General features: G+C 55.2%; 21 protein-coding genes. 6 read left to right on the top strand and 15 right to left on the bottom strand.

All coding sequences use genetic code 11. The features are described from left to right. Window positions 1–11: 11 nt before the first annotated feature. From RGB73_RS14110 to RGB73_RS14065, 10 genes are all read right to left on the bottom strand, one after another. Complete coding sequence (locus RGB73_RS14110) at window positions 12–1,373, bottom strand: ethanolamine ammonia-lyase subunit EutB (protein ID WP_310773098.1); 1,362 nt, start codon at window positions 1,371–1,373, stop codon at window positions 12–14. A gap of 150 nt (window positions 1,374–1,523) precedes the next feature. Next, a complete protein-coding gene (locus tag RGB73_RS14105; RefSeq protein ID WP_310773096.1) occupies window positions 1,524–1,901 on the bottom strand; it encodes a response regulator in 378 nt (125 codons plus the stop codon). 226 nt (window positions 1,902–2,127) lie between these two features. Beyond that, window positions 2,128–3,702: a long-chain-fatty-acid--CoA ligase gene (locus tag RGB73_RS14100; RefSeq protein WP_310773093.1), complete on the bottom strand. Its 1,575-nt coding sequence runs from the start codon at window positions 3,700–3,702 to the stop codon at window positions 2,128–2,130. Window positions 3,703–3,823: 121 nt separating this feature from the next. Next, window positions 3,824–4,639, bottom strand: a complete 816-nt coding sequence (locus RGB73_RS14095) for an SDR family NAD(P)-dependent oxidoreductase (RefSeq protein ID WP_310773090.1) — start codon at window positions 4,637–4,639, stop codon at window positions 3,824–3,826. Window positions 4,640–4,676: 37 nt separating this feature from the next. Then, window positions 4,677–5,855 carry an acyl-CoA dehydrogenase family protein gene (locus tag RGB73_RS14090; RefSeq protein ID WP_310773087.1) on the bottom strand — a complete coding sequence of 393 codons (1,179 nt, stop codon included), beginning with the start codon at window positions 5,853–5,855 and terminating at the stop codon, window positions 4,677–4,679. Window positions 5,856–5,883: 28 nt separating this feature from the next. Next, window positions 5,884–6,666, bottom strand: a complete 783-nt coding sequence (locus RGB73_RS14085) for an enoyl-CoA hydratase/isomerase family protein (protein WP_310773084.1) — start codon at window positions 6,664–6,666, stop codon at window positions 5,884–5,886. Window positions 6,667–6,681: 15 nt separating this feature from the next. Next, complete coding sequence (locus tag RGB73_RS14080; protein WP_310773082.1) at window positions 6,682–7,788, bottom strand: CaiB/BaiF CoA transferase family protein; 1,107 nt, start codon at window positions 7,786–7,788, stop codon at window positions 6,682–6,684. Window positions 7,789–7,800: 12 nt separating this feature from the next. Next, window positions 7,801–8,955, bottom strand: a complete 1,155-nt coding sequence (locus RGB73_RS14075; RefSeq protein ID WP_310773079.1) for a thiolase family protein — start codon at window positions 8,953–8,955, stop codon at window positions 7,801–7,803. Between the two features lie 179 nt (window positions 8,956–9,134). Next, window positions 9,135–10,562 (bottom strand): sigma 54-interacting transcriptional regulator, encoded by a 1,428-nt coding sequence (locus RGB73_RS14070; RefSeq protein WP_310774298.1) that lies wholly within the window; start codon window positions 10,560–10,562, stop codon window positions 9,135–9,137. A gap of 90 nt (window positions 10,563–10,652) precedes the next feature. Continuing rightward, the gene (locus RGB73_RS14065; RefSeq protein ID WP_310773076.1) at window positions 10,653–11,090 is read right to left on the bottom strand and encodes an Rrf2 family transcriptional regulator; all 438 of its coding nucleotides are present in this window, start codon (window positions 11,088–11,090) and stop codon (window positions 10,653–10,655) included. Window positions 11,091–11,247: 157 nt separating this feature from the next. On the opposite strand from RGB73_RS14065, the gene RGB73_RS14060 reads away from it, so the two are divergent. After that, on the top strand, window positions 11,248–12,555 hold the full coding sequence (locus tag RGB73_RS14060; RefSeq protein WP_310773072.1) for an acyl-CoA thioesterase/bile acid-CoA:amino acid N-acyltransferase family protein: 1,308 nt from the start codon (window positions 11,248–11,250) through the stop codon (window positions 12,553–12,555). Window positions 12,556–12,635: 80 nt separating this feature from the next. Here RGB73_RS14060 and RGB73_RS14055 read toward each other — a convergent pair whose 3' ends face one another. Then, a complete protein-coding gene (locus RGB73_RS14055) occupies window positions 12,636–13,379 on the bottom strand; it encodes a MerR family transcriptional regulator (RefSeq protein ID WP_310773069.1) in 744 nt (247 codons plus the stop codon). Between the two features lie 147 nt (window positions 13,380–13,526). Here RGB73_RS14055 and RGB73_RS14050 point away from each other — a divergent pair, with 147 nt between their 5' ends. The 3 genes from RGB73_RS14050 to RGB73_RS14040 all read left to right on the top strand — a co-directional run bounded on the left by RGB73_RS14050 (window position 13,527) and on the right by RGB73_RS14040 (window position 14,839). Next, window positions 13,527–13,940: a VOC family protein gene (locus RGB73_RS14050; RefSeq protein ID WP_310773066.1), complete on the top strand. Its 414-nt coding sequence runs from the start codon at window positions 13,527–13,529 to the stop codon at window positions 13,938–13,940. A 140-nt stretch (window positions 13,941–14,080) separates the two neighbouring features. Then, window positions 14,081–14,410, top strand: a complete 330-nt coding sequence (locus tag RGB73_RS14045) for a DUF3147 family protein (RefSeq protein WP_310773063.1) — start codon at window positions 14,081–14,083, stop codon at window positions 14,408–14,410. A 90-nt stretch (window positions 14,411–14,500) separates the two neighbouring features. Further along, window positions 14,501–14,839, top strand: a complete 339-nt coding sequence (locus RGB73_RS14040) for a histidine triad nucleotide-binding protein (RefSeq protein ID WP_310773060.1) — start codon at window positions 14,501–14,503, stop codon at window positions 14,837–14,839. Here RGB73_RS14040 and RGB73_RS14035 read toward each other — a convergent pair. Beyond that, window positions 14,751–15,830, bottom strand: coding sequence for a YpdA family putative bacillithiol disulfide reductase (locus tag RGB73_RS14035; RefSeq protein WP_310773057.1), 1,080 nt, complete (start codon window positions 15,828–15,830; stop codon window positions 14,751–14,753). The genes RGB73_RS14040 and RGB73_RS14035 overlap by 89 nt on opposite strands. A 155-nt stretch (window positions 15,831–15,985) precedes the next feature. On the opposite strand from RGB73_RS14035, the gene RGB73_RS14030 reads away from it, so the two are divergent. After that, window positions 15,986–17,590 carry a glycosyl hydrolase family 18 protein gene (locus RGB73_RS14030; RefSeq protein ID WP_310773055.1) on the top strand — a complete coding sequence of 535 codons (1,605 nt, stop codon included), beginning with the start codon at window positions 15,986–15,988 and terminating at the stop codon, window positions 17,588–17,590. A gap of 223 nt (window positions 17,591–17,813) precedes the next feature. After that, a complete protein-coding gene (locus RGB73_RS14025) occupies window positions 17,814–18,107 on the top strand; it encodes a hypothetical protein (protein ID WP_310773052.1) in 294 nt (97 codons plus the stop codon). A gap of 66 nt (window positions 18,108–18,173) precedes the next feature. Here RGB73_RS14025 and RGB73_RS14020 read toward each other — a convergent pair whose 3' ends face one another. The 3 genes from RGB73_RS14020 to RGB73_RS14010 all read right to left on the bottom strand — a co-directional run bounded on the left by RGB73_RS14020 (window position 18,174) and on the right by RGB73_RS14010 (window position 21,327). Then, complete coding sequence (locus RGB73_RS14020; protein ID WP_310773049.1) at window positions 18,174–18,986, bottom strand: helix-turn-helix domain-containing protein; 813 nt, start codon at window positions 18,984–18,986, stop codon at window positions 18,174–18,176. Window positions 18,987–19,174: 188 nt separating this feature from the next. Then, on the bottom strand, window positions 19,175–20,137 hold the full coding sequence (locus tag RGB73_RS14015; RefSeq protein ID WP_310773046.1) for an L-threonine 3-dehydrogenase: 963 nt from the start codon (window positions 20,135–20,137) through the stop codon (window positions 19,175–19,177). Next, a complete protein-coding gene (locus tag RGB73_RS14010; protein ID WP_310773043.1) occupies window positions 20,134–21,327 on the bottom strand; it encodes a glycine C-acetyltransferase in 1,194 nt (397 codons plus the stop codon). The genes RGB73_RS14015 and RGB73_RS14010 overlap by 4 nt, the downstream gene beginning before the upstream one ends. Window positions 21,328–21,642: the final 315 nt, after the last annotated feature.

The raw sequence follows: 21,642 nt of genomic DNA, 5'->3' as shown, positions 1-21,642 counted from the left end.
TTTCGCCTCCCCTAGTCAAAAATAGACAGATCCCCAGCCCGGTCGGTCAATCGGCCGTTCTCCATGATCCCCATTTTTTCCAGCCATTTCTCAAACTCGCGAAGCGGCCGCAGTCCCAGCAGCTCCCGGTAGCTGGCGTCGTCGTGGTAGCTCGTATCCTGATAGCTGAGCATGACATCGTCCCCACCGGGCACGCCCATGTAAAAGTTTGCGCCCGCAAGCGCCGTCAGCATGCCCGCGATCTCCTGATCATTCTGATCGGCGTGCATATGGTTGGTGTAGGTCGGGGCAATCCCCATCGGAAGCCCGTGCAGCTTCCCCATGAACAAGTCCTCCAGATCGGCGCGGATCATCTGCCTGCCGTCGTACAGGGTCTCAGGACCGATAAAGCCCGAAACGTTGTTTACCATAAATGGCTTCCAATGTCGGCAAAAACCGTACGTTCTTGCCTCCAGCGTCTGCATATCCACCCCTTCGTGCGAGTCCAGCGATACTTCCGATCCCTGCCCTGTCTCGAAGTACATCACGTTCGGGCCGGCGGCGGTTCCTTTCCGGAGCATCAGCTCCATCGCTTCATCCAGCAGATCCTTGGACACGCCGAACGCCTCGTTTGCCCGCTGGGTCCCGGCCAGACTTTGGAACATCAACGAGATGGGAGCGCCGCCCCTCAGTGCCTGCATCTGCGTCGTAATATGCGCAAGCACACAGTTTTGCGTTGGAATTTGCCACTTCTGCATGAACTCGTGCGTCATCTTCAGCAGTTTGGTTACGCTTTCAACCGAGTCGTTGTTGGGATTGATCCCGATGACGGCATCCCCTGAGCCGTATGACAGTCCTTCCTTGATCGAAGCGAGAATGCCCTCCGGATCGTCTATGGGATGGTTCGGCTGACAGCGAAACGCGAGACGGCCCGGCTCTCCGATCAGCGTATTGCAATACGCCTGGTGCCGCATCTTTTGGGAGGCCATCACCAGGTCGATGCTCGACATCAGCTTGGCCGTCGCGGAGATCATTTCACTCGTCAAGCCACGACTGATTCTCGTCAGCTCTGGCATGCCGGCCTCGAAGGACAGGATGTATTCGCGCAGCTCGCCGACCGTCCAGTTTTTGATTTCCTGGTAGATCGAGAGGTTCACATCATCGTAAATTACTCGGGTCACCTCATCGGTTTCGTACGGAATAACCGGGTTTTCGTAGAGGTCGGCCAAGGTCATTTCACTGAGCACGACTTTGGCTGCCATCCTTTCCAGCGCCGATTCTGCGGCGATCTTGCTCATGCGGTCGCCGGATTTTTCCTCGCTGGCCTTTGCCAGCACTTCGCGTACCGACCGAAACTGATAATGCTGCTTGCGAATGACACATGACAAATTCATCCGCGTTCCCCCCTCTTTCTGAGCTAGTCTGTATGAAGCGCCAAGCCAAAAATCGGCTTTGGCAGAACAAAAAAGCACCCCCCAAGACAAGCGGAAAAAGACCCGTCTGCCTGAAAGAAGCGCCATTGCTTTGCCCTGTTCACTTTTCCTTCATCTCAATCGGCTTGCCAATACCCGCTCTACCGCCGGAAGCAATTCTTCTTCCATGACCGGCTTCACCAGATACCCGCAGACGCCCTTTGCCTTCGCCCGCGCCACCATGTCCTTTTGGCTGTACGCCGTAAGCAATAGAACATCCGTATCCGAGGTGCTGCGAATAATCCCTGTCGCCGCAAGTCCATCCATCACCGGCATTTTCACGTCCATGATCACCAAGTGGGGGCGCCACGTTTGCGTCAAACGGACAGCTTCTTCGCCGTTTTTCCCCTCCGCCACGACATCATATCCTACCTCCTGCAGCATTTCGACCAGGTCCATACGTGTGATAGGATCGTCATCAATGACAATGATTCGATACGATTGACGCAAGACTCCACCTCCGGCTCTTAGAGAATGGACGTGCATGAGAGAGACAGATGCGAAATCGACGCCATTGTCGGTCCGCAACACTTTTCAGAATAATAACATTATATCGGGAACATTCGGCTTTTTCCACCCTGAATCATGTCCGGTCCGGCGAAGCATGGGAAAACCTGTCCGATCGGGGGACACAAAAAGACCTGCCACGTTTGCGCGGCAGGCAAATCTCCTGAATTCAGTTCACCTGACGGGACATTCCTTCCCAGAAGCCCTCCCGAATGTGGCGCTTCAGGATTTTTCCCGCTCCGCTCTTGGGCAGCTCCGATGCGAAGGCGATCCGCTTCGGCGTCTTGTAGCCAGCGAGCTTGCCTCGGGCAAAGTCGATCAGCTCTTGCTCGTTCAACGTACTTCCCGCCTTCTTGACCACCACAGCGACTACGGCTTCGCCCCACTTTTCATCGGGCGCCCCGACCACGGCTACCTCCATCACATCCGGGTGCTGATAAAGGATATTTTCCACCTCCGGACAGTAGATGTTTTCCCCGCCGCTGATAATCATGTCTTTTTTCCGGTCGACGATGTACAGGAAGTGATCCTCGTCGAATTTCCCCATATCTCCCGTGTAGTACCATCCGTTCTTCAGGACCGCGCCTGTCTCCTCAGGGAGATTCCAATAGCCTTTCATGATGTTGTCCCCCCGTGCGATCACTTCCCCTACCTGACCGATGGGGACATCTTGCCCTTTCTCGTCGACGACCCTCACTTCCACACCCAGTACCGGCTTGCCGGCGGACAGCAGCCTCCGCTCGTCTCTCTCCCCTTCGCTGACGACATGGTACTCGGCTGTCAACTGGGTGAGCGAAGGAGATGCTTCCGTCATGCCGTAGCCTTGCACCAGCTGAATGCCGGGAAACTCCCGCATGACTTGCTTCAGCAGCGTGAGCGGCATCGGAGCTGCGCCGTACGTGACCCGTTCAAGCGAGCTGACATCGTATTTTTTGAAATCGGGATCATTCATGACCATCCCCAGCATGGTCGGTACGAGCAAGGTGGACGTCACCTTGTACGCCTCGATGGCTTGCATCAGTGCCTTCGGAGTAAAGGAGCGGATCACACAGTGGGTCCCTCCTACGATCGTGATGCTCACCATGCTCGCTCCGTCTGCGAGATGAAACATGGGAGCGGCATGCAAATAGCGCGAATGTTGACTCACCCCTGTCAGCACGCTCGTATGGTAAAAGTTGCTGACCATGTTCCGATGGGTGAGCATGACTCCTTTGGATCGACCCGTCGTGCCCCCTGTATAAAACAATCCCGCTACGTCATCCTCGTGCACATCTGCCGAGTAGCAAAGCGGTACATCCGGCGCCCGCGCGATCCACGCTTCATACGATTCGAGCTCCTCTCCATCCGCCGGACCCTCATCTGCCACGACGAAGTGGGAAAGGGTGGGGACCTGCTCCCGTAAGTACGGAAGCGTTTTCAAAAATTCCCGATGGACAACGAGCGCTTTCGCTCCCGCATCCTGTAGGATGAAGGCCAGCTCTTCAGGTGCCAGGCGGTAGTTGAGCGGCACCAGGATCGCTCCCAAGGCCGTCACACCGAACAGCAGCTCTATGTAGCGAAAATCGTTTAGCATCAGTACAGCGACGCGGTCCCCTCTCTGAATTCCCGCTTCGGCCAAGGACATCTTCAGCTTGGCGACCCGTCCGGCGAACTGTGCGTAGGTAAACCGGTAGTCCCCGTCGACGATCGCTTCTTTCTCTGGCATGACGATGGCGTTTCTCATCAATCCGGTAGTCAAGATCACGATAGAACCTCTCCCCGTCAGGTTTTTTCGAGAGTCTAGACATGGTGTCGGACGCCGGCACAGCTTTACTGAGTCCGGCGTTCGTCCATCGAATCGGGCCCGTTCTCGAGTAGTTCGACTGTCAAGTGTACGTTCCGCCGTTGATATGAAGCACTTGCCCGTTGACGTAGTTGGAAAGCGGGGAAGCCAGATAGAAAATGCCTGCGGCCGCTTCTTTCGGATCTCCTGCCCGCTTTTGCGGGATTTTATCGATAAAAAGGTTCCGGACTTTTTCCGGTATGCCGACCGCTACGCCCTCGACGGTCTCTCCCAGCTCCTTCGGCTGCGTGAGCCGCGTGTCGATGAAACCGAATGCCACGGCGTTGGAATTGATGTTGAAGCCTGCCCACTCCTTGGCGACCGTCTTGGTCAATCCGACCATCCCTGCTTTGGCGGAGGAGTAGTTGGCTTGACCTACGTTGCCGCTGATGCCTGCCACCGAAGAGACATTGACGATCTTTCGATGGTGGACGATTCCTTGCTCGATTTCCTTTTTTGCAGCGTCCCGCATGTACGGAGCCGCTTCGCGAATGAGCCGGAACGGTGCGATCAAATGAATGTCGAGCATGGCCTGGAACTGCTCATCCGTCATTTTGTGAATCAGGGCATCTGAGGTGTATCCGGCGTTGTTAACCAATATGTCGAGCCTCCCGTACGCCGCAACCGTCGCATCGAGGATCCCTTTGGCGAAATCGGCAGCGGTGACGTCACCCGTGTAGACGAGAGCCTCCCCGCCTTTCGTCCGGATCGCTGCCGCCACTTCATGAGCAGGGCCTTCGTCGCGATCGGAGACGACTACTTTCGCTCCGTGCTCCGCCATCATCAGAGCCGCTTCCCGTCCTACTCCCCTTCCCGATCCCGTTATGATCGCCACTTGGTCTGCCAGCATACCGCCCATCTTGCACTCCCCTTTTCTGTTTGGGTCCGTTTCCCTTTCACAGCCCCAAGTTTTTGGCGATGATGACTTTCATGATTTCGTTCGATCCAGCAAAGATCGGCGATACGGCAATGTCCCTATACCTTCTGCCAATCTTGTACTCTTCGGTAAAGCCGTAGCCTCCGTGCAGCTGCATGCAGCGTGGAGCCATGCGTCTGGCCATGTCCGTAATCCACCACTTCGCCATCGAGACCTGTGTCACGACGTCCTGCCCTTGCATATGCCGAACGATCAAGTCATCGACAAACGTACGGGCCAACTGAACGTCAGTCGCCATCTCCGCAATCTCGAACTGGGTATTCTGAAACGTGCTGATGGCGCGCCCGAATGCCTGCCGTTGTTTGACGTACTGAATCGTCAGCTCCAGCATGTCTTCTGCCGCGACCAGCGCACCCAATGCGGCGAGGATCCTCTCCTGCTGCAGCTTGTGCATCAAGTAGTAGAAGCCTTTGCCTTCCTCGCCCAGCAGCGCGGAGAAAGGTACTTTCGCGTCTTCGAAAATGAGCTCCGCTGTATCCTGGCTGCGCAGCCCCACCTTCTTCAGCTTTTTGCCGCGAGAAAAACCCGGCGTATCGCGTTCGACGAGCAAGAGACTGACCCCGCGATGGGGCGGATTGGCTTTGGGATCCGTCTTGACCGCCACGATGACCAGATCGGCGTGAATGCCGTTCGTAATAAACGTCTTTTCTCCGTTCACGATATAGTGGTCGCCACTGCGAATCGCCGTTGTGCGAATGCCGGCCACATCGGATCCTGCGGCAGGCTCGGTCATGGCGATAGCTGTCACGATCTCGCCCGAAATGCACTTGGGCAAATACTTCTCCTTCTGCTCCTCCGTCCCGAACGCTTCCAAATACGGTACGACGATCGAGGAATGCAAGCCCGGCCCGCCGATTCCTCCCCCCACTTTTCCCATTTCTTCGGCCAGGACGACAGAAAAGCCGAAGTCGAGTCCAAGCCCCCCGTATTCCGGCGCGACCTGCGGACACAAGAACCCGTTTTCTCCCATTCTCGTCCAGTACGAACGAGGGATGAATTCATCCGCTTCCCACTGTTCGAAATAGGGCTCGACTTCTTTTTGCAAAAACTTCCGCAGGGATTCGCGGAACATTTGGTGCTCCTCGGTCAAATACGGATGCCTGATCCTGTGCGGATCGTACGCCGCTGTCGTTGACATTTGCCCTCTCCTCCTTTTGCCAAGGCATTTAGCGTCCTGTGAACCGAGGAGACCGCTTCTCGAAAAAAGCTGTCACGCCTTCGCGGAAATCCTCCGTTTCAAAGCACAGCCCCTGCGCGAACGCTTCCATTTCAAACGTGTCGTGAAGCTGACCCAGGATGGTCCGGTTCACCATGGCTTTGGTCAGGCCGATCGAGATCGCCGGTCCGTTTGCCACCCTTTCGGCCACTGCGAGCGTTTCCTCCATCAGGCTCTCATCGTCGATCACGCGGTTGACCAGCCCCAGCTCGAATGCTTCCTCGGCTGAGACTCTGTCCCCCAGGAACATCAGCTCCTTGGCCCGATGCGGCCCGAGCAGGCTGGTCAGGAAGTGGACCGCGCCGAGGTCGGGAACCAGGCCGACATTGACAAAGCTCTGCACGAAAAAGGACGATTTGCCCGCAAAGACCAGATCGCAAGCCAAAGCCAGGCTGAAGCCGGCACCTGCCGCAGCTCCATTGACAGCTGCGATCACGGGCTTTTCCAGACGGAGAAGATTGCGGATCAGCTCATGGGATTGAAGCATCCGCTTCCTCGCAGTCACAGCGCTCGCCTTTTTGTTCATGCCGCCCAAGTCGCCGCCCGCGCAAAACGCTTTGCCATCCCCCGTCAGCACCAGGACATTCACTTCATCGTCCTGTCCGAGCTGGGCCAATGCCTCCAGCAGCTCTCTTCGCAGCTCCGGGACCAGCGCGTTTCGTACGTCCGCCCTGCATAGCTTGATCGTGCCGACTTTGTTCTCCACATGTACTTGGAGTTGTTCGTAGCTCATCTTCGCCTCTCTCCTTCACGAGTTTTTCATCAATCTCCTCAGCCACTCGTCCGTATGTTCACCAAGCCCGGGGGCAGGCATAGCGGCATCCAGTACAGGACCCGGCTCCTGATAGCAAGTGCCGACATAGCGATGCCCCCAGCGCTCCTGAATCAGCCCGCGAGACTGAATTTGGGGGTGAGCGTCCAGCTCTCCCACCTCCAGCACCGGTGTCAGACAGCAGTCCACCTCCAGGGAAAATGCTGTCCATTCCGCCAGTGTGCGGCTCTGAAACAATGTCTTCATTTCTTGGTAGACAGGGTTATCCGGATGGGGAGGGGTTCTGCCCGCTGGACGCCACTGCGGACGCTCCACTGCCACGCAAAAATTTTCCCAAAATTTCGACTCCAGAGCACCCAGTGCCACGTATCGATCATCCTTTGTCCGGTAGATCCCGTATGCGACCAACCCTCTGGACAGGATGGAGAGCCCGTGCGGCTCGCCTGTGGCCGACTCGATCGTGACATGCGTCGTCATCATCGCCAGCACGACATCCGCTATCGCGATGTCCAGATAGGCGCCTTTCCCTGTTTTCCCGCGCTGCACCAGCGCCGCCAAAATTGCCTCCGCTGCAGCCATCCCGCCTGCCATGTCGGCAAAGGTCAAGCTAGGCGGAATCGGTGAGCCGCCATCGTCCTTCAATTGCGCCAAAGCGCCGCCGAGAGCCATGTAATTGATGTCATGACTCCCCAGCTGGTGCATCGGCCCGCTTTGTCCATAGCCCGACAGCGAGCAGTACACGATGCCAGGGTTTACTTTTACGGCATCCTCATAGCCGATGCCGAGGCGCCCCGCTACGCCCGGACGAAAGCTCTCGAGCACCACGTCCGCCTGCCTGATCAGATCGAGGGCGACGTAGCGCTGGGACTCTTCCTTGAGATTGAGGACGACGCTTTGCTTGTTGCGACCGTTGGCGAGAAACAGCTCGCTTTCCCCATGGGTTTTGATGACGGATCGGCGTGCGGGGTCGCCCTGCGGCGTCTCCACTTTCACGACGGTCGCGCCCCGATCAGCCAGTCGCAGTGTCGCATACGGTCCAGGAAGGTGCTGGGTAAAGTCGATGACGAGGATTCCTGACAGCATCCTGCTCACCCCTTAGTCGAGCCGTTCGATGATCGTGGCGTTCGCCATGCCGAGGCCTTCGCAAATCGCCTGTAATCCGTACCGTTTGCCCGTGCGCTCCAGCTCGTGCAGAAGCGTCACCATCACCCGCGCTCCGCTCGCACCGAGCGGATGTCCCAGCGCAATTGCTCCTCCGTTTGGATTCAGTTTGTCAGGATCAGCGCCCAGCTCGGTCATCCAGCAAAGGGGAACCGGCGCGAATGCTTCATTCACTTCGTACAGGTCCATGTCTGCGAGAGTCAGTCCAGCCTTCCGGAGCACTTTCTCTGTGGCAGCGATCGGACCTGTCAGCATGAGCGTTGGATCCGAGCCTACCACCGATCTGGCTACGATGCGCGCGCGGGGCCTTACGCCCAAGCTTTCCGCTTTTTCCCGGGACATGAGCAGGATCGCGGCAGCTCCGTCGCTGATTTGGCTGGCATTGCCCGCGTGGATCCGCCCATCTTCCTGAAAGGACGGCCTTAGCGTCCCCAGCTTTTCCACAGTCGAGCCTTTGCGCGGCCCTTCATCCTGGAAGACTCGCCCCCGGGAGCCATCTGGAAGCGTCACCGTGAGCGGCATGATCTCTCTCTCGAATCTTCCTTCTTCCTGCGCCCGCAATGCCCGCAAGTGACTCTCGGCTGCGTATTCGTCCAACTGGCTGCGCGAAAAGCCCCACTTCTGGGCGATGCGCTCCGCTGACAGTCCCTGATTGATCAGCTCAAATCGGGAGGTGAGCTTTTCGCTGCGCTTTGCTCCCTGGCTGGTGGAGCCCATCGGCACACGGCTCATGCTCTCGACCCCTCCTGCGATCACCACGTCCATGTCGCCGCTCAAAATCGCCTGCGCAGCAAAGTGAACCGCTTGCTGACTGGATCCGCATTGCCGGTCGATCGTCGTCCCCGGCACTTCGATCGGAAAGCCGGCGATCAACGCAGCGACGCGGGCGATGTCCCCCGCCTGCTCGCTCACCTGGGACACGCAGCCCAAGATGACGTCTTCCACCAGCTCAGCAGATATCCCGCTGCGGTTCACCACCTCCCGCAACACCTCCGCTGCAAGCTCATCCGGTCTGGTTTGGCTCAGTACTCCGCCACGTCTCCCGATCGGGGTGCGCACCGCCTCAACAATCACAGCCTCACGTACCATTTGATCAGCTCCCTTTTCCTGTTTGGTTGCGTCGTCCTTTGGAATAAGTCTATGGTCTGCACCTCTTGTGTATTGCAATTTTGCTGCCAAATACTCAGCTCGCGCCAAAAGGGGTTTGGGCAGCAAAACTGTCCGTTCCTGTAAACGACAACAAAAAACTGTCCGGCTTCCCGGACAGATTACAGCTTTAATTTTTTCAATTTTTCGTAAAAGGCAGACCTGCTGATCCCGAGCAAACGGGCCGCCTTCGCCTTGTTTCCGTCGGTCTCGCGCAGAGCCCGCTCCAGCTCCGTCTTTTCCGCCACCTGCAGCACCTTCTTTCCATGGATGTCCCGAGCCTTGCCCAGCAGATCGTCCGGCAGGTCGGCAAATGAGATCTTCCCCATTTCCGCCATGATCATCCCTCTTTCGATAACGTTGCGAAGCTGGCGGATATTCCCTGGCCACTCATACTGGTACAGCACCTTTTGCACAGACTCCTCGATCCCGGTGACCGCAGTCTCGAGAATGGGATTGAGCTGCTTGATGAAAGCGTTGGCCAGCAAAAGGATGTCCCCTGCCCGGGCCCGGAGCGGAGGAATAGACAAAGTGACGACCTGGAGACGGTAGTACAGCTCTTCGCGAAACGTTTTTTGGGAAATCATCTCTTCCAGCGGCGCATTCGTCGCAGAAATGATGCGAACATCGGCACGAATCGGCTTCGTCCCCCCGACTCGGTAGAACTCTTTTCCTTCGATGACCCGCAAGAGCTTTGCCTGAAGGTGCAAGGCCATGTCGCCGATCTCGTCGAGAAACAGGGTGCCGCCATGGGCCAGCTCCAGCTTGCCCATTCTTCCCGCCCGGTCCGCGCCTGTGAACGCGCCGGTTTCATACCCGAAAAATTCCGCTTCCAGCAAGTGCTCCGGCACCGATGCGCAGTTGATCGTCACGAACGGTCCTTTGGCGCGTTTGCTGGTATGGTGGAGAGCATGGGCAAACAGCTCTTTTCCGGTTCCGCTTTCCCCTCGCAACAGGATCGTCGTGTCTCGGCGGGCCGCTTTTTGCGCGGCGACGATCAGCTGCTTCATCCCCTTGTCCCGCGTAAGGATGTGCTCCCAGTGGTACGTAGCCTGATGGACCTGTGCCGCAGCAGCTTTATCCGCAAGCAAGGAACCCTCGCCCCTTGGCTCAGCCTCCCGCTTGGCTGATTGCAAGATCGCCTCCAGCTGCTCCCGCAAATCGTTTTTCGATTCGACCAGCGCATTGACCACACGGGATTTGGTCAACACCCCGATGATTCTTCGCTCGCTGTCAATGATGATGCTGGAGCCGACCTGGCTGTTTTGAATTACCCGCTCCAGCTCCTCAAACGTGAGCTGATCCAGCCGCTCCAGCTGCGTCGTCACGGCTTCCGCTTTGACATACCGGGCAATCGAAGAATGCGACGGAACTTTTTCCAGGATCATGCGATAGAGAGAGGTGCGCGAAAAAACACCTACCAGACGTCCGTGCTCATCACCCACGGGCAAGACGTCAAAGCGCGTCTCCAGCATCACGCGAGCGGCATCCTCCAAGGTATCAGTCGGACGAAGGTAGGTGTGGATCGGCTGTATCATGTCAGGTACCATCACGAAAATCAGCCCCCGTTCCGATGGAATCACTCCCCTTTACTAACATACGACATGGCGGAGTCGATCCCTTCCGTGGGAAGCTGACTGTTACCCGTTTTGCACCATCTGCAGCCGCAAATCGGAGACGAGCTGCTCCAATGTCACGCTGCCCAGGATGTCTTCCATCGCGTTTTGGGCACGGGTCAATATGAGTTCCAGCACAAACTGGATATTCGCTCCGACCGGACATTCCGGATTCGGCTGCTCGTGTATGTGGAATAGGCGGCCTTCCTCCACGACATCGACTGCCCGGTACACATCGAGCAGCGTAATCTCGTTCAGCTCTTTCGTGAGTGATGCCCCTCCCGTCCCCGAACGGACCTGAACCATCCCGGCCTTTTTCAGCTGGCCCAGGACACGGCGGATGATCACCGGATTGGTATTGACACTGCCCGCGATCCATTCTGACGTACAGTGCGCCGTCGTCTCGATGGAAAGCAGCGACAGGATGTGGACTGCGACAGAAAAACGGCTGCTGATTTTCATGTTCGTCACCCTTTCGTTGTAATGATTATAGTTACACCTCTTGCACGAAGTCAAGTTCCCGGAACTGTCACATCCTATCTTCCGCTCGTTTTCCCCAGTCTACTATAATGGTCTTGTCCGCATTTTCCATGAATGGAATAAGGGAGTGTTGTCTGCCATGATGCAGCCACTGATTGAAGTCACGCCACCCGTTGCCATGCTGGACGTCCCAGTCCACATTACCTTGAGCGGCTTTGCGCCGCATCAGTTGATCACATTGCACGCGACCCTGACTGACGGTCTGCCCGGCGGAGAAATGACGGCATCTTCCCATGCCATTTTTCAGGCAGATGCGGAAGGAAACGTCGACCTCGTATCCCAGGCGCCTCTGTTCGGGACGTACGAAGGAATCGACCCGATGGGATTGTTTTGGTCGATGCACGTCCAGACCCTTCGGTTTTTCAGCCCCAACTCCCTCGATACCTTCGAGTTCGCTCCTCGCTCTACCGACATCCATTTGACCGCTGAAGTCAACGGCCAACCGGTTGCAAAAGCAGCCGTTACCCGCATCTTTGTCTCTCCGACCATTGCGATTGAGAAAATTCGAGATGACGGGCTCGTCGGTCTGTATTTCCATGATCCACAAGCTGAGCCTCGGCCAGCCATCCTCGTATTGGGAGGAAGCGAAGGCGGGATCGGATCGTGCTCCCAATTCGCCGCGTTGTTCGCGTCTCACGGCTACCCTGCCCTCGCCTTGGCTTACTTTCAGTGCGACGATCTCCCCGACGATCTGAGCCGGATTCCTTTGGAGTACATACAACAGGCCATCTCCTGGCTAAAGCGCCAGCGGCACGTCCAATCCGAGAGCATCGCCGTTTTCGGCCGTTCGAAAGGCGCTGAACTGGCCCTCGTCATCGGCTCGATCGATCCAGAGGTACGGGCAGTCATTGCGTCGAGCCCCAGCTCGACGGTCTGTATCGGAACCGATCGCGAACGTCCTGGATCCGACTTGTTTTCACCACAATCCTCCTGGTCGTTCCGCGGAGAGCCGCTGCCGTTCGTGCCCTGGACCGAAGAGCAGTCCAAAGAAGCCAAGGCGCGCCTCGAATCCGGGCAGCGAATTGACCATTTGCACGCCCAGTCATGGAAAGACTGCAAATGGCTGGAAGAGGCAACGATATCCGTGGAGCGAATCAATGGACCGATCCTTTTGCTCTCGTCGGATGATGACCACTGGTGGCCGGCTGCCGAGCATTGCGAGCGCATCGTCGCCCGCTTGCAGGAAAAAGGGTTCCCGCATGAAGTCGTTCATCTGCGCTATCCCGATACGGGACACATGATCCGCTTCCCGTACATCCCCACCACAAGGACGCGGCTCAACGGCGGCACGGCCAAAAACAACGCCTACGCCAGCGAGCATTCGTGGAGGGAGGTCCTGCGTTTTTTGCAAAAGGTGTTTACCGTGAAGTCCGACGCGGGTCCCTGAATGAGTTGAGCCCTGGCAGCGAATGTGCGCCAGGGCTGTTCTTCTTGTTGCGGCAAAACTCGTGTTGCATTCTCGAGGTCCTACGCTGAGGCGAACGACTCAGCTGCGGCGGACAAATAATAAGCCAAACCGGTCTGCTGCCCTTCCAGCATCTGCAAATGAAAGTCATCCTGCAGGAAGAACCGCGTCTGGTCGGCAAAGCCGCGTGGCGTCACAGCATGTCCGTGCTTTCCGAGAAACTCCAGATGGCGGCGGATGGCTTCGTGCACCCGTTTATCCGAATGCTTGACCCCGGACTTCAGCGCATTCGCCATTTCCGTCATAAACGCTACGGCTTCCTGGGCCTGTTCGTTCATCCTTGTCACATCGATTTCACGTGTATCGAGGTCGACCTGATACGTCTCCTGCAAATAATCTCTTTGCTCCCGGAGGGCTTCCCTCCACTCTTTCTCGCTCGCAAAACCTGCAAACATCTCTTTTTGATCCATCGTTACTCCTGCCTCCATTGCTTGAATAGATTGTTCCAGCGTCTTCATCACCCTCTCCAGCCTGCGTGCCTTTTGCCGGAGCATTGCCTGTTGCTCGACCAAAATTTTGGGGCGGTCCACCTCTCTCTCCAGCAGCCGTTTGATTTGCTCCAAAGAGAGGTCCAGCTCCCGGTAAAACAAGATTTCCTGCAATTTTTCCAGCTCCTGCTGCCCGTACAGCCGATAGCCGGACTCGCTGATCTGCCGCGGCAAGAGAAGTCCGATTTTATGGTAGTGATGCAGCGTCTTGATCGTGACATTGGACAGCGTCGAAACTTCCTTTACCGTGTACAGCACTTGTCATCACCTCCTGAAACCTAGCGTAAGGGCTCCCCCTAGAGGAGAGTCAACGGCAAAAATCACACAAAAAATGGGGACAGGAAAGGGAAAGGGAGAATCCTTCACGAAGATCATGAAAAGAAAGTAGCAAAGGAGATGAGTCCTATGACGAAGGAATTTTGGTTCAATCTACCCGTGAAGGACGTACAGAAATCCAAAGCCTTTTTTACCCGTATCGGCTTCGCACCCAATCCTCGATTTGGAGACAGCGACAATCAAGCGAGCCTGTACATCGGGGAGAAGCAAGTAGTCTTGATGCTCTTTCCGGAAGCTGCTTTCAAGCAATTTACCGGCACGGAGATCCCGGATTTGACAAATGGCAGCCAGGTTCTCTTTTCCATCGATGCGCAGAGCAAAGAGGAAGTGGATGAATTGTTGGAAAAAGTGGTAGAGGCAGGCGGAACTATTTTCAGCAAGCCAAAAGACCAAGGCTGGATGTACGGTGCGGGGTTCGCCGATCTGGACGGACATCGGTGGAACGTGCTGTACATGGATGCCAGCAAAATGCCTACCCCGTAACCCGTTTTCCTCGAACCATCCCGATTTCTTTGATTTTAGTAGCAGTGAACATATCTCTACTTTTTCGAGACTCCCGGATGTATAATGGACAAGTTGGTAGACCCAACTCGATTTCCTGTACAGTACCGGGAGGCTTTTTCATGCTCGATTATTTGATCAAATTTATAATGGGTGGCGCTATCGTCGTATTGGCTACCTACTTCAGCAAGACCAAAAATATTTTCCTTTCCGGCATTATCACGACATTGCCCATCATCACTCTCTTGAACATGATGCTCCAGATCAAATATATGAACGCTCAGGAGTTCCACCTTGCCCAAAAGAGCGGAATCCTCGGCGCCATAGGACTCGTCTTGTTCATCGCATCCTGCTATGTGCTGACCAACTGGGTGAAACCGTCGTACGCGATCGGCTTTGGAATCGTCATTCTGTTTCTTTATTTCTGGACGTACAGACAGATTGCGGGATAAAAAACGTGGCCATCATGAAAAGGGAAAGCCTACTCGCATGACGAAGTAGGCTTTTACCCTTATTTTCTTCAGGAAAGGATGTCGAGTTGGATGGACTGTCTCTTTTGCAAAATCGTCAACAATGAAATCCCATCGAAAAAAGTGTACGAGGATGAGCATGTCGTAGCTTTTCATGACATCAACCCGATTGCTCCCGTACACGTTTTGATGATCCCGAAAAAACACATTTCTTCTCTGCTGGCAATCGCTCCGGAGGACAAGGAGTTGATCGGGCATCTCCACCTCGCCCTGCAAAACGTTGCGAAAACGATGGACGTCAAGGATTCCGGCTTCCGTGTGATCACCAACATCGGCCAACACGGCCAACAAACCGTCTTCCACCTGCACTACCACCTGATCGGGGGCAAGCAGCTCGAGTGGAAGATGTAGTCCGGCTAACGAGCCAGCCGTGACGTGACGTGATGTGACGGGCGATCAGGTCGCCGTGGAAGCGGCCGTTTTCGATAAAGATGGCGTTTGCACGGTGACCTGCCGCGATAACACCGGCAATATACACCCCAGGTACGTTGGTTTCCATCGTCTCCGGATGATGCTGCGGGCTACCGGTCTGGTGATCCATTTCCACCCCGAGCGATTCCAATAAAGTGCGATCCGGCCGGTACCCGATCAATGTAAAGACGTGATCGTTTTCCAGCTCTACGGTCTGTTCTCCTGTCCTTACCCGGATCGTCTTCTCCCCGATCGATTCCACAACAGAGCCGAACATCATGCGGATCCGCCCTTTTTCGACCAGGCTTTCAAACACGGGGCGCGTCCAGGCCTTCACCTTTTCGGACAATTCGTTCCGCCGGTAGATGACCGTCACTTCCGCCCCTGCCCGCTCGAGCTCCATAGACGCGTCCACCGCAGAGTTGTTGCCGCCTACGATGGCCACTTTCAGCCCCGCATACGGGTGTGCCTCCTTGTAAAAGGAAGAGACTTTGGGGAGGTCCTCCCCCGGGATATTCAACCGATTCGGATTGTCAAAATAGCCCGTCGCAATAATGAGATTCCTGGTTTCATACGTATGCGCGTCTCCAAAACGGTCCGAAGTCGTCACCCGGAATCCGCCGTCTTCCATCGGCTTCGTCCCGGTCACCGTCTCAAAGCTGCGAATGCGCAGCTGTTCACGCGCCGCCACCAGCCGGTAGTATTGGAGTGCTTCCTGACGGGTCGGTTTCTCGTTTGGTGTAGGGAACGGAATGTCGCCAATTTCCAACCGCTCCGCTGTGCTGTGGAAAATCATGTACGTCGGATATCTGTATATGGAGTGGACCAGTGACCCTTTTTCTATATTGATCGGGTTCAACCCCGCGCGCTTGCACGCGATTGCTGCCGCGAGCCCGCATGGCCCAGCACCCACAATCAGTACGTCTTCCATATCTCTCCCGCCTCACTTCTTCTCTCTATTCCATGTTTCTTCCCTATCATACCATATCTCCAAGGGTTCCAAAGAGTCGGCCCCAGGTTCAAATGCCTTTGAACTGCCAATAAATCACCAATGAAACGCCGGTTGCCTCTCCTTATACTGGAGATATGAAGAAAAAACCACTCTTACATATTTGGCTGGTATCACTCGCGTTTTTGACGTATGGCTTCACGTTGGCCGTCGGCGTGCCTTCTTCCGCGGCGTCAACGAATAGCCTGCGCGATATTGCAGGCAGTTATGCAGCCTCACAAATCCGATCCCTGTATGCGGCCGGTATCGTTTCCGGTGACGAAAACGGGTATTTTCACCCCAAAAGCCCTGTCACCCGTGCAGAATTTGTCTCCATGCTCGACCGGACTCTCGGGATCAAGCCAGTCGCTGGCACCGTTCCTGTCTTCGCGGATGTGCCCAAATCCTCGTGGGCTTACGGATACATCCAGGCGGCAGTCTCCCTGAACATGGCAAACGGCACGAGCGCGACTGCTTTTTCGCCGAATCGGACGATTTCCCGTCAGGAAGCAGCTGCTTTTTTGGTCAGAGCTCTTGCTCTGAAAACGTCCTCCTCGTCCAAGCCGTCCGTCAAGGATGCGGCTGCCATTTCCGACTGGGCGCGGACCTCTGTCAGCGCGGCCATGCAAAAACAATGGCTGGTCGGCTTCCAGGGCTATTTCCGTCCGGCGGCAGCTCTCTCCCGCGAAGAGACGGCTGTCATTTTAAAGAGGATTCTGGATGAACAAAAGGGACAGACTGTTTCGGCAAAGCCTTTGGTTTCACTAGGCTGGCAGTATCAATCTACGACAAAGGAGTTTATCGCCCAGGTACAGAAGACCAGTGTAAACACGCTCTCCCCTCGCTGGTACTTCTTGCAGAAAGACGGCTCTATCCTTGATTATTCGGACCCTTCCCTGGTGAAGTGGGCAAAGGATAACGGAAAGAAAGTATGGGCGTTGTTCGGCAATCAATTTGACGCGGACGCGACGCATGCGATGCTGTCCGACAAGGCCAAGCGGACTGCCGTCGTGCAAAAGCTGGGCTCTTTCGTCGACAAGTATCAGCTGAACGGGATCAATGTCGACTTCGAAGGTTTCGATCCGTCCGATCGGGACAATTTTACCGCTTTTATCAAAGAGCTTGCTACCGCCTTGCACGCCAAAGGGGCCGTCCTTTCCGTAGACATTCCGCCCGACACCGGCACGGATTGGAGCGAACCGTTTGACTTTGCGAAATTGTCCGCTTCCGCAGACTACCTCGTGCTGATGGCCTACGAGGAGCACTGGGCAGGCAGCTCCCAGCCCGGATCGGTTGCGTCCATTCCGTGGTTCGAGTACGTCATCGGAAGCGTGCTGGACGACATCCCGTCGCAAAAGCTCATCGTCGGAATGCCCTTGTACACTCGGGACTGGTACCAAGCCGGCGGCCAATGGCAGTCGACCGATCTGACCGTTCCGGAGTCGTATCAACGGCTCTCGCAATACAAGGCAAATACAGGATGGGATGGAGGTATCGGGCAATACCGCTCTCGTTATCAGATGCAAGGGGCGACCCATACGATCTGGCTCGAAGAAAGCCGGTCCATCAGCCTGAAAGTTCAATCCAGCCTGAATCGGCAGGTAGGCGGTCTTGCCTACTGGTACATCGGTTCGGAATCGAATGACATGTGGACCGCCATCACCAATGCCATCACCCTCAAACAGGTACGGCAAAGACTATAGGCGCCCCCCAAAAAAGAAAGATGATTGCACAAAGCTCCGATATTCCTGCGGGAGCGTTCGCAATCATCTTTTAATTTGGATTGGGATTGCATGATGTCCAGATTGGCATCCCTGTCGAAAACTGTTGAATTTGAAAATGTTTCCAAATAAAATAAGAACAAGGATTTCGTACTGCAGACCTAGTTCATCATCACCCAAATTGGTTACATGAGAGGTGTTTCCTTTGGCCCGTCACTGTAATCGATGGTCATTCATCCTGACCTTGTTCTGCCTCGCCTTGTTTGCATCTTCTGCCTTTTCTTCCCAGGTAAAGACAGCGATCTTTCATTGGACAGGCGTCCATCCCCTTTGGATCGTCCTGTGTCTGTCCCTTGCCGCCTTTTTCCTGAGCTTCCTCGGACTATTTTCCATCAACAACTGGCTGACCGCACTGAGGATCGGGATCACCCTGATGATGTCCTTTAGCCTTTCCGTCATCTTGATCTTTGTACTAGCCATCGGTCAGTTGCTGAGTTGAGCGTCGAGTCTTCCCGTCTATCGGTCCCCTTCCGATTTCCGCCCGATCTTTTGCATGACCATTCTCTTAGATCCTGCCTCCCCCGTTGCCCGCGCCCTCATGCTTTGCCAGGAAGTGGTTCATGAGCAGCGGCAGCGAGATGAGGATAGGTGGATCGTCGGGGCGGGGCGGGTAGAGCCTGACGTCTTGATGGGGAACCACCGAATCTGGAGTGACGATGATAGGCTGTCTGGAACGGGTGCGGAGCGTCGAGTTCGGGAGCAGGATTTCCTTGGCATCCATCTCCCAATGGACGGAAGTTGCCATCAGGTAATACGTCCCCGGCCTGATATCTCTCAGGGAAAAATGTCCTGCCGAAGAACGGATTACGGTCCCATACAGCGGCAACCCTTCCGGAATCGGCTTGGCGAACAGGCCGACCAAGACGACACCGTCAAACGGGAGCTCGGCATGAACGGTCCCGGTCACGGAAAATTTCCGTGGGGTAGGCAGTTTTTCCAGGTTCCAGTCGCCAATCTTTCGCAGAGTTTGAAAGTCTGTGTCAGCCGCTTGGGCGGAATAGCGAAAAACCGAAGGAGTCACCCCTACCCGTTCGGTGAATCGGGTAGAAAACGTGCCCAGGCTTTGCTGCCCAATTTCCAATCCGATATCGCGGATGCTCATGTTGGTTTTCAAAAGCAAGTCTTTCGCTTTTTGCAGGCGCAGAGAGGAAACGTAATAGAGCGGGGGCAACCCCATTCTCTCTTTAAAAATGCGGGTAAAATGATAGGGGCTGTATGCGACATACGAAGCCAGACGAGAAAGGGGAAGTGGTTCGTCGATATGCCGGTGAATAAATTCGATCACCGCATCGATCTCGGCGTACCGATCATTGTCCATGGCTGCACCTGCCTTTTACTCAACTTTTCCTGACGAACGCCTGATAGTAGAGAACACGTCCGCTCAGAACAACCGTTCGCCAATCATTCTACCATATTTCCCTTCTCCTTCCAACAGCCAGATTGCCCAGCGATAAAAAAAGACTGCCTGGGAATTTTTCCGCCATGGCAGTCTTTTCAACACTTCTTTTATCCCACTTTTTGCAGCAGCTTTCGACGCAATTTCGCGAGCATGTCTTCCGTCATCTTATCCAAATCGTACTCGGCGGTAAAGCCCCACTCTTCTTTGGCCGCCGTCGCATCGATGGAGTTCGGCCAGCTGTCCGCGATCGCCTGGCGCACAGGGTCTACCTGGTAGGAGAGCTTGAAGTCCGGGATGTGCTTGCGGATAGCTGCTGCCACTTGCTCCGGTTCAATGCTCATGGCCGTCACGTTGAACGCATTGCGATGCTTCAGCTTCGTGCCGTCCGCTTCCATCAGGGAGATGATCGCATTCAAGGCATCCGGCATATACATCATGTCCATGTAAGTGTCTTTTGCGATGTAGGAGGTATAAGCACCTTCCTGGATCGCCTTGTAGTAAATTTCGACGGCGTAGTCGGTTGTTCCGCCTCCTGGAGGGGCTACATAGGAAATCAGGCCGGGGAAGCGCACCCCACGCGTATCCACCCCAAACTTTTGGTAGTAGTAATCGCACAGCAATTCGCCCGACACTTTATTGACACCGTACATGGTCGTCGGCCGTTGGATGGTGTCTTGCGGGGTGTTGTTTTTCGGCGTCGATGGCCCGAATGCTCCGATCGAGCTGGGAGTGAAAAACTGGCAGTTCAGCTCCCGCGCTGCTTCAAGCGCATTGACCAGCCCGCCCATGTTCAGGTTCCATGCCAAAAGCGGCTTTGCTTCCGCCGTCGCCGACAGCAGTGCAGCCAAATGAATGATTGTGTCGACCTGATGAGACTTGGCCAGTTCAAACATCCGCTTGCCGTCCGTGACGTCGAGAATTTCAAAGGGGCCAGACTTCACCACCTGATCATCGTCTTTCTTTCGGATATCTGATGCGATGACTTGGTCCGCTCCGTAGACTTCACGCAGTTTCATGACGAGCTCTGACCCGATTTGTCCCAATGCTCCGGTGACGAAAATCTTTTTCATTTCAAGATCCCCATTTCTTTCCCAACTTTTTCATAGATGCCAAGGGCGCGATCCAGCATTTCTTTGGTATGGGCTGCGGTTGGCATGTTTCGTACGCGTCCCGTTCCTTTTGGTACCGTCGGAAAGACGATCGCTTTGGCGTAAACGCCAGCTTCATACAGTCGTTTGCTGAATTCCTGCGTCTGTTTTTCGTCTCCGATAATGCAAGGCGTGATCGGGGTTTCGCTGTTGCCGATATCGAATCCGAGCTGCTTGAGGCCCTTCTTCAGGTAATTGCCGTTGTCCCACAGCTTGTCATGGAGTTCTGTGCTGTTTTGCAATATATCGATCGCGGTGATAGAAGCAGCGACGTCTGCCGGCGTCAGCGCAGTCGAGAACAGGAAAGGACGGCTGCGGACCTTGAGCCAGTCGATCAGGTCCTTTCTGCCCGCTACGTATCCGCCTACGACTCCAATGGCTTTGGAGAGCGTGCCGATCTGGAAGTCGATTTTGTCCGACAATCCAAAGTGCTTGACCGTACCTGCCCCTTTCCCGAGCACACCAGAGCCGTGAGCGTCATCCACGTACGTAATCAGGTCGAACTCCTCTGCGACCTCCACGATTTCCGGGAGCTTGGCGATGTCGCCGTCCATGGAGAAGACGCCGTCTGTAATGACCATCACTTTTTTATACTTGCCGGATTCTTTCGCTTCCTTGGCCTTCGCCCGAAGATCGTCGATATCCGAATGATTCACCCGAATGATCTGTGCCCGAGACAGGCGGCAGCCGTCAATGATCGAAGCGTGATTCAGCTCGTCGGACAGGATCGCATCGTCCTTGTCCATGACAGCGGAGATCGCTGCCATGTTGCAGTTGAAACCGGACTGGTAAGCGATTGCCGCTTCGGTATGCTTGAACGCTGCGAGCTTTTCTTCCAGCTGCACATGGAGCTCCAGCGTACCGTTGATGGTACGAACCGCTCCTGCCCCTACCCCGTACTTCTGGGCGGCAGCCATCGCTGCATCGATCAGGCGTTGGTCTGTCGCGAGTCCCAGGTAGTTATTGGAGGACAGGTTTATCAGTTCCTTTCCGGAAATGGTGATAACCGGGCCATTTGCGCTTTGCAGCGGGTCGATCACATTGTACAACCCTTTGCTTTTCAGGTCTTCCAGGTTTTCGTGCAAGAAAGCTTCCAATGTTTTGCTCGACAAGTCGAATCCCTCCAACAGTCAGTCGTAGGTCTGGACACCTGCGAACGCCGGAAGTAAATTCCACGAATACAAGTGTTCATACCACACGGACTAAATCTCTTTTAGAAAAATCGCATAATATCAACCTTACTCCTCATCAGAATACCATCGTTTTCTTGAAATGTCCATATCACAAAGACACAAAAGATAGCGCTTTCAAGCATGTTCTTTGGTCTATCCATCATAATTTCTCCGTTTCCCACCATCTTAGACATTCGAAAACTTGGCTGTACTCCCTCCTGACACGCACGCATCGCCTTTCCCCATAAAAAAAAC

Origin of the sequence: Brevibacillus brevis (assembly GCF_031583145.1) — a bacterium.
Classification (GTDB): Bacteria; Bacillota; Bacilli; order Brevibacillales; family Brevibacillaceae; genus Brevibacillus; species Brevibacillus brevis_E.
This window is presented reverse-complemented; position numbering and strand designations above follow the sequence as displayed.

Bases quoted from the DNA above. Each gene is read 5' to 3' on its own strand.
- RGB73_RS14050 (WP_310773066.1), top strand. From the start codon at position 13,527: ATGACGAAGGAATTTTGGTTCAATCTACCCGTGAAGGACGTACAGAAA.
- RGB73_RS14065 (WP_310773076.1), bottom strand. From the start codon at position 11,090: ATGAAAATCAGCAGCCGTTTTTCTGTCGCAGTCCACATCCTGTCGCTG.
- RGB73_RS14070 (WP_310774298.1), bottom strand. From the start codon at position 10,562: ATGGTACCTGACATGATACAGCCGATCCACACCTACCTTCGTCCGACT.
- RGB73_RS14110 (WP_310773098.1), bottom strand. From the start codon at position 1,373: ATGAATTTGTCATGTGTCATTCGCAAGCAGCATTATCAGTTTCGGTCG.
- RGB73_RS14085 (WP_310773084.1), bottom strand. From the start codon at position 6,666: ATGAGCTACGAACAACTCCAAGTACATGTGGAGAACAAAGTCGGCACG.
- RGB73_RS14045 (WP_310773063.1), top strand. From the start codon at position 14,081: ATGCTCGATTATTTGATCAAATTTATAATGGGTGGCGCTATCGTCGTA.
- RGB73_RS14090 (WP_310773087.1), bottom strand. From the start codon at position 5,855: ATGTCAACGACAGCGGCGTACGATCCGCACAGGATCAGGCATCCGTAT.
- RGB73_RS14030 (WP_310773055.1), top strand. From the start codon at position 15,986: ATGAAGAAAAAACCACTCTTACATATTTGGCTGGTATCACTCGCGTTT.
- RGB73_RS14020 (WP_310773049.1), bottom strand. From the start codon at position 18,986: ATGGACAATGATCGGTACGCCGAGATCGATGCGGTGATCGAATTTATT.
- RGB73_RS14060 (WP_310773072.1), top strand. From the start codon at position 11,248: ATGATGCAGCCACTGATTGAAGTCACGCCACCCGTTGCCATGCTGGAC.
- RGB73_RS14040 (WP_310773060.1), top strand. From the start codon at position 14,501: ATGGACTGTCTCTTTTGCAAAATCGTCAACAATGAAATCCCATCGAAA.
- RGB73_RS14095 (WP_310773090.1), bottom strand. From the start codon at position 4,639: ATGGGCGGTATGCTGGCAGACCAAGTGGCGATCATAACGGGATCGGGA.
- RGB73_RS14015 (WP_310773046.1), bottom strand. From the start codon at position 20,137: ATGAAAAAGATTTTCGTCACCGGAGCATTGGGACAAATCGGGTCAGAG.
- RGB73_RS14035 (WP_310773057.1), bottom strand. From the start codon at position 15,830: ATGGAAGACGTACTGATTGTGGGTGCTGGGCCATGCGGGCTCGCGGCA.
- RGB73_RS14075 (WP_310773079.1), bottom strand. From the start codon at position 8,955: ATGGTACGTGAGGCTGTGATTGTTGAGGCGGTGCGCACCCCGATCGGG.
- RGB73_RS14080 (WP_310773082.1), bottom strand. From the start codon at position 7,788: ATGCTGTCAGGAATCCTCGTCATCGACTTTACCCAGCACCTTCCTGGA.